Origin of the sequence: Kineococcus auxinigenes (assembly GCF_050871525.1) — a bacterium.
Classification (GTDB): domain Bacteria; phylum Actinomycetota; class Actinomycetes; order Actinomycetales; family Kineococcaceae; genus Kineococcus.
Genome location: NZ_JBKBCT010000044.1, coordinates 23,848 through 34,962, shown reverse-complemented (window position 1 = coordinate 34,962; position 11,115 = coordinate 23,848). Strand labels below are relative to the sequence as shown.

Genomic DNA, 11,115 nt, shown 5'->3' with positions numbered 1-11,115 from the left:
GCCCGGTCGCGTCCTTGGAAGGACGCGACCGGGCGCTTCGTCGTGCGGGTGAGGACCGATCAGCCGAAGCGGCCGGAGATGTAGTCCTCGGTCGCCTTCTGCGACGGGTTGGAGAAGATCGTCGAGGTGCTGTCGATCTCCACGAGCTTGCCGGGCTTGCCGATGCCGGCCAGGTTGAAGAAGCCCGTCTGGTCGGACACGCGGGCGGCCTGCTGCATGTTGTGGGTCACGATCACGATCGTGTACTCGTTCTTCAGCTCACCGATGAGGTCCTCCACGGCGAGGGTGGAGATGGGGTCCAGGGCCGAGCACGGCTCGTCCATCAGCAGCACCGACGGGCGGATCGCGATGGCCCGGGCGATGCACAGGCGCTGCTGCTGACCGCCGGACAGGCCCATGCCGGGCTTGTCGAGGCGGTCCTTGACCTCGGTCCAGAGGTTCGCGCCGCGCAGCGAGGACTCCACGAGGTCGTCCATGTCGCTCTTCTTCATGCGCTTGGCGTTCAGGCGCACGCCGGCGGCGACGTTCTCGTAGATCGACATCGTCGGGAACGGGTTGGGCCGCTGGAAGACCATGCCGATGTGCTGGCGCACCGAGACGGGGTCGACGTCCTTGTCGTAGAGGTCCTGGCCGTCCATGACGACCTTGCCCTCGACGCGGGCGCCGGGGATGACCTCGTGCATGCGGTTCAGCGAGCGCAGGAAGGTGGACTTCCCGCAGCCGGACGGACCGATGAGCGCGGTCACGGCCCGCGGCTCGATGGTCATGTTGACGGCTTCCACGGCGAGGAAGTCGCCGTAGTAGATGTTCAGGTCGCTCACGTCGATGAGCTTGGCCACGTCGGCTCCTTGGTCGATCTGGGTCGGGGTGCGCCGGCGGGAGCCGCTCAGCGACCGGCCTTGGGGGAGAAGAAGCGGGAGATCAGCCGGGCGACGAGGTTCAGCGCCATCACCAGCATGATGAGGACCAGCGCCGCCGTCCAGGCCCGGTCGATCCCGGGCTGCGGCGGCACCCCGGGCTGGGTGTAGCTGTAGTAGGCGTACACCGGCAGCGTGGACATGCGGCCCTCGAACGGGTTGAAGTTCGTCGCGACCGTCGTGCCGACCGTCACCAGCAGCGGGGCGGTCTCCCCGGCCACGCGGGCCACGGCCAGCGTGATCCCGGTGGCGATGCCCGAGATGCTGGTGCGCAGGACGACCTTGATGATCGTGCGCCACTTCGGCACGCCCAGCGCGTACGCCGCCTCGCGCAGGTCGTTGGGGACCAGCTTGAGCATCTCCTCGGTGGAGCGGACCACCACGGGGATCATCAGGACGGCCAGGGCGATGGAACCCATGATGCCCAGCTTCGTGCCGGGGCCCACGAGGATCACGAACAGGGCCGCCACGAACAGGCCGGCGACGATGGACGGGATGCCCGTCATGACGTCGACGAGGAAGGTGATGGCGCGCGCCAGGGCGGACCTGCCGCCGTACTCGACCAGGTAGACGGCCGTGAGCAGGCCGATCGGCACGGAGATGACCGTCGCCACGAGGGTGACGATGACGGTGCCCCAGATGGCGTGCAGCGCCCCGCCGCCCTCGCCGACGACGCCCTGCATCGACCAGGTGAAGAAGGTCGCGTCGAAGCGGGCGGCGCCGTTGGACACGACCGTCCACACGACGGAGACCAGCGGCACCATCGCCAGCAGGAAGGCGATCGTCACCAGGGCGGTGACGAGGCGGTCCTTGGCCTTGCGGCTGCCCTCCTTGGCGCCGGAGACGGCGCCGGTCAGGACCAGGTGCAGGATCGCGGTCAGGACCGCGACGGCTGCGATCGACGTGCCGCCGGGCAGCAGGACCGCCGTGGCGATCACGGCGGCGGCGACCAGCAGCGCCCACGGCGTCCAGCCCGGCAGGGCGGCCTTCGTCAGCGGCAGGTCGACGGACATCAGCCCCTCGCGGGGGGACTTGCCGGTGGTGGTGGTCATGCCTTGGCTCCGGAGCGCGAGACGATCCAGCGGGCGACGAAGTTCACCAGGAAGGTGATGACGAACAGGGCCAAGCCGCTGGCGATGAGGGTGTTCGTGGTCAGGCCCGAGGACTCGGGGAACGCGAGCGCGATGTTCGCGGCGATCGTCAGCGGGTTGGCGGCGCCGATGAGGTCGAACGTGACGATGCGGGCGCCGGAGAGCACCAGCGCCACCGCCATCGTCTCGCCGAGCGCGCGGCCCAGGCCGAGCATCGCGGCGCTGACGACGCCGGAGCGGCCGTAGGGGATCACGGCGTACCGGATCATCTCCCAGCGAGTGGCGCCCAGGGCCAGGGCGGCCTCCTCGTGCAGCCGCGGCGTCTGCAGGAAGACGTCGCGCGACAGGGCGGTGATGATCGGCAGGATCATCACCGCCAGCACCAGGCCGGCGGTGAGCATCGTGCGGCCCGAGGGCAGGGCCGGCCCCTCGAAGAACGGCAGGAAGCCTGCGTTGCGCTCCAGCCACTGGTAGATCGGCACCAGCCACGCGGACAGCACCACGGCGCCCCAGATGCCGTAGACGATGCTGGGCACGGCGGCCAGCAGGTCGACGAGGTACCCGAGGGTCTGCGCGGCGCGGCGCGGTGCGAAGTGCGAGATGAACAGGCCGATCCCCACCGCGATCGGGGTGGCGACCAGCAGGGCGATGACGGCGGCCAGGACGGTGCCGAACAGCAGCGGCCACACGTACGCGGTGACCGTCTGCCCCTCCGGCAGGTCCTCGGGCGAGGCCGTCAGGGCGGGGATGGACTGGCCGATCAGGAAGGCCGCGACACCCGCCAGGACGAGCAGGATGATCACACCGGCGCCCGTGGAGGTGCCCTTGAAGACGGCGTCGCCCTTGCGGGTCGTGCCGGTGGCGATGCCGCCTCTCCCGCCCGGTCCGGGGTCTCGAGTCGGCTGCTGCGTCGGGGTGCTCACCCGGGGGTCCTCCTGGTGCGGGGGCGGTGCGCGGTGCGGGCCGCGCCTGGTGCGGGAAGGGGCGGACGGCCGTGCCGGCCGTCCGCCCCTGTGCGGTCGAGGATCGGGCTCAGGCGCCGATCATGTCCAGCGAGGTGGTGATGTCCTCGCGCAGCGTGTCGGAGATGGGGGCGGACCCGGCGCGCTCCGCCGCGACCTGCTGACCCTCCTCGCTGGTGACGTAGGTCAGGTAGGACTTGACGAGCTCGCCCTGGGTGGCGTCCTCGTACGCGGTGCAGGCGATCGCGTAGGAGACGATGTACAGCGGGTAGGCGCCGTCCGCGGTGGTGGTGCGGTCGATCTCGATGGCGATGTCGCCCTCGGGGCGGCCCTCGACGCGGCTGGAGGTGTCCAGCGCGGTGGCGACGGCCTCGGCGCCGGGGGCGACCCAGCTCTCGCCGACCTTCAGGGAGGCGGCCTGCAGGTCGCTGGCGGCGACCTGGCTCTCGTCGGCGTAGCCGATGGAGCCCTCGCCGGCGCCGATGGCCTGGACCACGCCGGAGGTGCCCTGCGCGGCCTCGCCGGTCTGCAGCGGCCACTCGCCGTCGGGCTCGGCGGTCCACGCCTCGGGGGCGGTCGCGTGCAGGTAGTCGGTGAAGTTCTCCGTGGTGCCGGAGTCGTCGGAGCGGTGCACCGGGTTCACGCGCGTGTCCGGCAGGGTCACGCCCGGGTTGTCGGCGGCGATCGCCGGGTCGTTCCAGGTGGTGATGGTGCCGTTGAAGATGTTCGCCAGGGTGGTCGGCGAGAGCTGCAGGTTCTCCACGCCGGGCAGGTTGTAGGCCACGGCGATGGGGGAGACGTAGACCGGCAGGTCGATCGCGTTGCCGCCGGCGCAGCGCTCCTCGGAGGCCGCCAGCTCCTCCTCGTCGAGGTAGGCGTCGGAGCCGGCGAAGGGCACGCCGCCGTTGAGGAACTGCTCGCGCCCCGCCCCGGAGCCGACCGGGTCGTAGTTCACCGTGACGTCGGGGTTCGTCTCGTTGAAGCCGGCCGCCCACGCCTGCTGCGCGGCGGTCTGGGTGCTGGCCCCGGCGCCGGCGATGCTGCCGCTGAGGTCCGAGGCGTTCGCTCCCTCGCTGCCGGTGGTGGTCGTCTCGTTCTCGCCGCTGCACGCGGCGAGGCCCAGGGTCAGGGCGAGGGCGGCCGGGACGGCGGCACGGCGGAAGGTCCTGCGGTTCACGGATGAGGCTCGCTTTCGCTCGACGGGCAGGCGCGGTGGAGCGCCGGCCGGGGTCTGACGTGCGAAGACGGTAAGCAGCTCAAGTGACGTGATACCCCGGCGACAGTGAACGGGGGGTTAACCGGGGCGGGCTGATCGGCGGCGGGTGCGGGACGCTGCGCTGACCACCAGGTGAACGAGTGAAGGGGGTCACAATCCGTCACTGCGGAACCACTTGCGGTCCAGTCAGGTGCTCGAGGCCCGTGGCCCGAGGCTCGAGGCCCGGGTGCGAGCCCGCCCGGCCGCTGCTCCGGTCAGTGCCCGACGGCCGGCTGGTGCCGCTCCACCGCCACCACGCGCGCCTCCGCGCCCCGGCCGCTCACGTGCGCCACGGTGAACTCGCCCTTGGCGAGCTTGCCCAGCAGCAGCGCCCGGTCGTCCGCGTCCTGCGCGAGCTCCGCGAGCCGCTGCTGCAGCGCCGGCAGCACCGGGCGGTGCGAGCACAGCACCGCCCCGCGCCCGCCGGCCAGCAACCCGTCCACGACCGCGCCGGCCCCCGACGGGTCGGCCTCGAAGCCGTCCTCGCTGAGCGCCTCCTCCTCGCGCACCCGCCACGAGGCCGTGTCCGCCGCGGGCAGCAGCGTCTGCACGCAGCGCGCCCACGGCGAGGTCACCGCCTCGCGCACGTCGAAGCAGGCCAGCAGCGGGGCCAGCGCGTGCGCCTGCTCGTGGCCCCGGTCCAGCAGCGGGCGGGTGGAGTCCTCCGGGCCGCTCCACCGGGCGCGCGCCACCGCCTTGGCGTGGCGCAGCACCACCAGCGGCCACGTGCGCACCCGGGCCGCGTCCAGGGCGGCGTCCAGCACCCGCACGTCGTGCGGGTACGTCAGCAGCTCCCGGGCCTCCTGCCCGCTGCACCAGCGGACCTCGTCCACCTCCTCCGGCGACGGCGTGCCCGCCTGCTCGCCGGGGGCGGTGAACGCCAGCCAGTAGCGCACCCGCTTGCGGCGCCCGTCCGCCACGCGGTACCGCAGCTGCGGCAGCGGCCGGGTCAGCTGCACGCGGCAGCCGGTCTCCTCCAGCGTCTCGCGCACCGCGGCCACCGCGTGCGGCTCGCCGTCCTCCAGCTTGCCCTTGGGCCAGGACCAGTCCCGGCCGTGGCGGTGCGTGGCCGGCCGGTGCACCAGCAGCACCTGCGGCTCACCGCCGCGGGAGCGGCGCACCACCACGCACCCCGCCGCCTCCACGTCGGCGGGTGCGGCGGTGCCGGCGGCGGGCGGCGTCACCGGCGCCGCGCGGACGGTCGCCGCCCGGGGCGGGTCGCGATGATGTGCTCCTGCAGGTCCCTCAGCGGGCGGCCGTCGGAGTCCAGGTGGTGGCGCGTCCACGCCCCCTCCGCGTCCAGGTGCCACGAGGCGGTGGAGTCGCTCATGCACTCGTCCAGCAGTTGCGAGACCTCCCGCACGTGGCGCGGGTCCGTCAGGCGCACCACGGCCTCCACGCGCCGGTCCAGGTTGCGGTGCATCATGTCCGCGCTGCCGATCATCACCACCGGGTCGCCGCCGGAGGCGAACCAGAAGATGCGGCTGTGCTCCAGGAAGCGGCCCAGGATGCTGCGCACCCGGATGTTCTCGCTCAGCCCCGGCACGCCCGGCTTCAGCGCGCAGATGCCGCGCACCACCACGTCCACCGGCACCCCCGCCTGCGAGGCGCGGTACAGCGCGTCGATCAGCGCCTCGTCGACGATGGAGTTCACCTTGATCCGCACGCCCGCGGGCAGGCCCTGGCGGTGGTTGTCGATCTCGCGGTCCACGCGGTCCACCAGCCCGGTGCGCAGCGAGCGCGGCGCCACCAGCAGGCGCTTGTAGGCGGTCTTCGGCGCGTACCCCGACAGCTGGTTGAACAGGCGCGTCAGGTCCTCGCCGACCTGGGGGTCGTCGGTCAGCAGGCCCAGGTCCTCGTACATCCGGGCGGTCTTGGGGTTGTAGTTGCCCGTGCCCACGTGGCAGTAGCGGCGCAGGCCGCCGGACTCCTGGCGCACCACCAGGCTCAGCTTCGCGTGGGTCTTCAGGCCCACCAGGCCGTACACCACGTGCACGCCGGCCTGCTCCAGCTTGCGGGCCCACGTGATGTTCGCCTGCTCGTCGAAGCGGGCCTTGATCTCCACCAGGGCCAGCACCTGCTTGCCGGCCTCAGCCGCGTCGATGAGCGCGTCGACGATCGGGGAGTCCCCCGAGGTGCGGTACAGGGTCTGCTTGATGGCCAGCACGCGCGGGTCCGTGGCCGCCTGCTCCAGGAACGCCTGCACGCTCGTGGAGAACGAGTCGTACGGGTGGTGCAGCAGGACGTCGCGGTTGCGGATCGCGCCGAACACGTCCGAGGGCTTGGCGGTCTCGGCGCCGTCCGTCAGGTCGCGGTGCGTGCGCGCCACGAACTTCGGGTACTTCAGCTCCGGGCGGTCGATGTCGGCGATGTCGCCCAGCCCGCGCAGGTCCAGCGGCTCGGGCAGCTCGTACACCTCCTGCTCGGCCACGCCCAGCTCGCGCACCAGCAGGTCGCGCACGGTCGGGTCGATGTCCGAGGCGACCTCCAGGCGCACCGGCGGCCCGAAGCGGCGGCGCAGCAGCTCCTTCTCCAGCGCCTGCAGGAGGTTCTCCGCGTCGTCCTCCTCGACCTCGAGGTCCTCGTTGCGGGTGACGCGGAACGTGTGGTGCTGCACGACCTCCATGCCCGGGAACAACTGGTCCAGGTGCACGGAGATGACGTCCTCCAGCGGCACGAAGCGCGCGGAGCGGGTGTCGTCGCCGTCCGCCTGCGCCACCGCCACGAACCGCGGCAGCAGCGGCGGCACCTTCACCCGCGCGAAGTGCTCCTTGTCGGTGGTCGGGTTGCGCACCACCACCGCCAGGTTCAGCGACAGCCCCGAGATGTACGGGAACGGGTGCGCCGGGTCCACCGCCAGGGGCGTCAGCACCGGGAACACCTGGTCGCGGAAGAAGCCGTGCAGGCGCACCTGCTCGTTGGGCGACAGCTCGTCCCAGCGCACGATCGTGATGCCGGCCTCGGCCAGCGCCGGGCGCACGCCCTCCAGGAAGGCGTTCGCGTGGCGCTCGGTCAGCTCGTGGGCGCACACCGAGATGGCGTCCAGCACCTCGCGCGGCTCCAGGCCGCTGGCGGCGGTGACGGCCAGGCCGGTGGCGATGCGGCGCTTGAGCCCGGCGACCCGGACCATGAAGAACTCGTCGAGGTTGTTGGCGAAGATCGACAGGAACCGGGCCCGCTCCAGCAGGTGGGTGCTCGGGTCCTCCGCCATCTCCAGCACGCGCTCGTTGAACGCCAGCCAGGAGACCTCCCGGTCGGCGAAGCGGTCCTCGGGGAGCTCCACGGCATCGTCGGAGCGGGGGATCGCAGGGAGCGGGGCGGCAGAACCGGCCCGGGTCGTCGCCGTCATGGGGTTCATCCTGCCACCGGACGGGGCGCGAGCCCCGAACGGGCGCGGCACCCGCACGGGCGGTGACGAGGAGGCGACACCCCGGTGGACGGCCGGTGGACGGGACGGGCCGGCGGGCCGGGGACGGCGCTCAGGGCGCCGGTGCGCTCGCGTACTGCACGTCCACGGCGGCCCGGGTGAACCCCAGGCCCTCGTACAGCCGCACCGCGGGGACGTTGTCGCCGTCCACGTACAGCTCCACCTCGCCGGGCGCACCCGGAGCGGCGACCGCGCGCAGCCCGCGCACCAGCAGCGCCCGGCCCAGCCCGCGCCCCGCCGCCGCCGGGTGCACCCCCAGCACGTACAGCTCAGAGGCGTGCGGCTGGACCTTCATCCAGCAGAACCCCAGCAGCCCCTCGCCGGCCTGCGCCACCAGGAACGGCGACTGGTCGAACCACGGCTCCGCCAGGCGCAGGCGCAGGTCGTGCACGCCCCAGCGCCCCTGCTCGGGGTGCGTGGCGAAGGCCGCGGCGTTCAGGGCCACCCACGCCTCGTCGTCGGCGCCCGGCACGAACGGGCGCACCACCACGCCCGCCGACAGCTCCGGCTCGGCCAGCTCCGCCAGGCCCGCGACCGGGCGGTGCAGGCGCAGCAGCTCGCGGGTGCGCACCCACCCGTCCCCCGCAGCCAGCGCCGCGGCGGCGGGGGAGTCGCCGTGGGCCCACAGCAGCACCCGCCGCCCCGCCGCCAGCTCGCGCACCAGGCCCAGCAGGGCGCGCCCGTGACCGCGCCCGCGCGCGTGCGGGTGCACGAGCAGCTCGCCGGCCAGGTCCGCGCCGGCCTCGGCCAGCTGCGCGTACCCCACCGGGGCGGGGTCCGCGGACCCCGGCCGGGGAGCGCGCAGCAGGACGTGGCGCACCTCGTCGGCACCCGTGCGCGCGCGCAGCAGCGCGTCCTCGCTCAGGGCGTCCGCGCCGTCGGCCGCCGACGCCGCGGCCGCCAGCCGTCGCACCTCCTCGCGGACCTCGGGCGTCAGGGCGCCGGCCACGACCGTGGCGCTCACCCCGCTCACCGCGGCCGCGCCGCGCCGGGCAGGGCGCCCGCGTCGCCGGGCCCCTGCTCGCCCAGCGGGCCGGGCGCCTCGTCCAGGGTCGCCGCGTCCAGCGCGCCGCCGTCCTCGCGGCCGCTGGAGACGAACCGGTAGCCCACGTTGCGCACCGTGCCGATGGCCCCCTCGTGCTCGGCGCCCAGCTTGGCCCGCAACCGCCGCACGTGGACGTCGACGGTGCGGGTGCCCCCGAAGTAGTCGTAGCCCCACACCTCCTGCAGCAGCTGCGCGCGGGTGAAGACCCGCCCGGGGTGCTGCGCGAGGTGCTTGAGCAGCTCGAACTCCTTGTAGGTCAGGTCCAGCTGGCGTCCGCGCACCCGCGCGGAGTAGGCGCTCTCGTCGATGACGACGTCACCCGCGCGGATCTCCCCGGCACCGCCGTCGGGCACCTCCTCCACCGCGGCGAGGCGGCTGCGCCCGGCGGCCAGGCGCAGGCGCGCGTCCAGCTCCGCGGGACCGCACGTGTCCAGCAGCACGTCGTCGGCGCCCCAGTCGGCGGCGACCGCCGCCATGCCGCCCTCCGTGAGCACCAGGAGCAGGGGCTGCGTCAGCCCGGTGGCCCGCAGCACCCGGCACAGGGAGCGGGCCGCGGCGAGCTCGCGCCGGCCGTCGACCAGGACGGCGTCCCCGGCGGGGCCGTCCACCAGCACCGACGCCTCCGCCGGCAGGACGCGGACGCTGTGCGGCAGCAGCCCCAGCGCCGGCAGCACGTCGCTCGAGGGGGTCAGCGCGTTGGTCAGCACGAGGATCTGGGCCACCCGCCGTCTCGCCCCCCGTCCGTGCGCCCGGGCCGCCCGGGCGGCCCGCCGAGCGGGCAGCTTAACGGCCGCCCGCCCGGGCGGCGTCCCCGCCCGCGCCCCACCGCCCGCCCACCGCGGCGGCGCGTGCGGGAGGATCGCGCCGTGACACCTGCGGCGACGGCGACGACCACCCTGGCCCTGGCCGTCCTCGTCGCGCTGGCCGCCTTCGCCGGCCCGTTCGCGCTCGCCCTGGCCCTGGCCCTGCTGGTGGCGCTGGTGGCGGTGGGCTGGCCGGCCCTGCTGAGCCTGCCCTCCCCGCGCGGCACGACCGCGGTCGTCGTGCTCGCCGGCCTGGGAGCCGTCGCCACCGGCACGGCGGTGGTGGGCGCCGACCGGGACGCGCTGGGGGCCGGCCCCCTGGCCGGGGTGCCCGCCGTCGCGGCCCTGGCCCTGCTGGCCGCGTTCGTGCACCAGCTGGCCCGTCGCGACGGCCGTCCCCGGCTCGTGGAGTCGGTCAGCGGCGCCGTCACCGGCCAGGCGCTCGGCGTCCTGGCCGCCTGCTGGACCGCCGTGCCCGCCACCTACGCCGGTGCGCCCCTGGCGCCCGTCGTGCTGGTCGCGGTCTGCGCCGCCGCCGCGGTCTGCGCCACGAGCTGGCCGCTGCGCGTGGCCGGGCCGGCCGCCGTCGCGGCGGGGGCCCTGACGGGCTGGCTGGCCGGCTCGGCGACCGTGGCCCTGGGCGGGGCCGGGATCGTCCCGCCCGCCCGCTGGGCCGTGGCGGGCCTGATCGCCGGCGCCGGCGCGGGGGTGGCCGTCTCGGCCTGGCGCGCGCACTCGGCGCGCCTGCCGGCCGCCGGCGCGCTGCCGGCGGCGTTCGCGGTGGCGGCCGCCCCGGTCTGCCTCGCCGGCGGTGGCGCCTACCTGGTGGGGCGCCTGCTGCTGCTGTGACCCTCCCCGGTCCCCCCTCGGTCCCCTCCGCGCGGGGCCGGGCGTGAGGCCGCCCACGTCGGCGGCCCCGAGCGGTGCCGCGAGGGTTAGGCTCGCCGCGTGCACGCCCTCGAAGTGTTCTTCCTCGTCCTGCTGATCGTGGTCAGCATCGTGATCGCGTGGTTCGCCGGCTTCGTGGTGTACCGCCTGTTCAAGGGACAGCGCTGACCCGTGGCAGGCGCTCCCGTCCCCCTGCGCACCGACACGCCCCTGCCGCTGGTCCCGCTGTCCTGGTTGCTGGGCCGCTGGGAGGGTGCCGGCGTGCTCGGTCACCCCGCCCGCGGCGCGGACACCCGGTTCGGGCAGGTCGTGGAGTTCAGCCACGACGGCCGCGACTTCCTCAGCTACACCTCCACCACGTGGGCCCTGGACGAGGAGGGGAACACGACCGACCCCCTCGACGTCGAGACCGGCTACTGGCGCCCGCAGCCGCTGGACCCGGCCGCCCCCGCACCCGCCGACGGCCCGCGCCCGGTGGAGCTGGAGGTGCTGCTCGCGCACCCCACCGGCGTCGTGGAGGTCCTCGTCGGCACGGCCACCGGCCCGCGCATCGACCTGTCCACCGACGTGGTGGCCCGCACGACCACCGCCCACGAGTACACCGCCGCCACGCGCGTGTACGGCCTCGTGGAGGGCGACCTGCTCTGGGCCCTCGACGTCGCCCTCGACGGCCACCCGATGCGCAGCTACGCCTCGGCCCGGCTCAAGCGGGTGCCCTGACGCCCGG

The 11,115-nt window shown here is 74.5% G+C and carries 10 protein-coding genes; 2 read left to right on the top strand and 8 right to left on the bottom strand.

Annotated elements, in window-relative coordinates; genetic code table 11:
- Positions 1-59: 59 nt before the first annotated feature.
- The 8 genes from pstB to ACRYR9_RS12920 all read right to left on the bottom strand — a co-directional run bounded on the left by pstB (position 60) and on the right by ACRYR9_RS12920 (position 9,419).
- Positions 60-839, bottom strand: coding sequence for a phosphate ABC transporter ATP-binding protein PstB (gene pstB / locus ACRYR9_RS12955; RefSeq protein ID WP_432495214.1), 780 nt, complete (start codon positions 837-839; stop codon positions 60-62).
- A gap of 47 nt (positions 840-886) precedes the next feature.
- Complete coding sequence (pstA, locus tag ACRYR9_RS12950) at positions 887-1,969, bottom strand: phosphate ABC transporter permease PstA (protein WP_432495212.1); 1,083 nt, start codon at positions 1,967-1,969, stop codon at positions 887-889.
- Positions 1,966-2,874 (bottom strand): phosphate ABC transporter permease subunit PstC, encoded by a 909-nt coding sequence (gene pstC / locus ACRYR9_RS12945; RefSeq protein WP_432495238.1) that lies wholly within the window; start codon positions 2,872-2,874, stop codon positions 1,966-1,968. The genes pstA and pstC overlap by 4 nt, the downstream gene beginning before the upstream one ends.
- A 166-nt stretch (positions 2,875-3,040) precedes the next feature.
- Positions 3,041-4,147, bottom strand: coding sequence for a phosphate ABC transporter substrate-binding protein PstS (pstS, locus tag ACRYR9_RS12940; RefSeq protein ID WP_432495210.1), 1,107 nt, complete (start codon positions 4,145-4,147; stop codon positions 3,041-3,043).
- A 293-nt stretch (positions 4,148-4,440) separates the two neighbouring features.
- Positions 4,441-5,409 (bottom strand): NUDIX hydrolase, encoded by a 969-nt coding sequence (locus ACRYR9_RS12935; RefSeq protein WP_432495208.1) that lies wholly within the window; start codon positions 5,407-5,409, stop codon positions 4,441-4,443.
- Positions 5,406-7,574 carry an RNA degradosome polyphosphate kinase gene (locus ACRYR9_RS12930; protein WP_432495206.1) on the bottom strand — a complete coding sequence of 723 codons (2,169 nt, stop codon included), beginning with the start codon at positions 7,572-7,574 and terminating at the stop codon, positions 5,406-5,408. Before ACRYR9_RS12930 ends, ACRYR9_RS12935 begins: the two co-directional genes overlap by 4 nt.
- A 130-nt stretch (positions 7,575-7,704) precedes the next feature.
- Positions 7,705-8,616 (bottom strand): mycothiol synthase, encoded by a 912-nt coding sequence (mshD, locus tag ACRYR9_RS12925; RefSeq protein ID WP_432495204.1) that lies wholly within the window; start codon positions 8,614-8,616, stop codon positions 7,705-7,707.
- 5 nt (positions 8,617-8,621) lie between these two features.
- Positions 8,622-9,419 carry a winged helix-turn-helix transcriptional regulator gene (locus tag ACRYR9_RS12920; RefSeq protein ID WP_432495202.1) on the bottom strand — a complete coding sequence of 266 codons (798 nt, stop codon included), beginning with the start codon at positions 9,417-9,419 and terminating at the stop codon, positions 8,622-8,624.
- A 144-nt stretch (positions 9,420-9,563) separates the two neighbouring features.
- On the opposite strand from ACRYR9_RS12920, the gene ACRYR9_RS12915 reads away from it, so the two are divergent.
- Together ACRYR9_RS12915 and ACRYR9_RS12910 are read left to right on the top strand one after the other, a co-directional pair.
- On the top strand, positions 9,564-10,349 hold the full coding sequence (locus ACRYR9_RS12915) for a hypothetical protein (RefSeq protein WP_432495200.1): 786 nt from the start codon (positions 9,564-9,566) through the stop codon (positions 10,347-10,349).
- Between the two features lie 210 nt (positions 10,350-10,559).
- Entirely contained in the window at positions 10,560-11,108 is a 549-nt protein-coding gene (locus ACRYR9_RS12910; protein WP_432495198.1) for a heme-binding beta-barrel domain-containing protein, read from the top strand.
- The last annotated feature ends 7 nt before the right edge of the window (positions 11,109-11,115 follow it).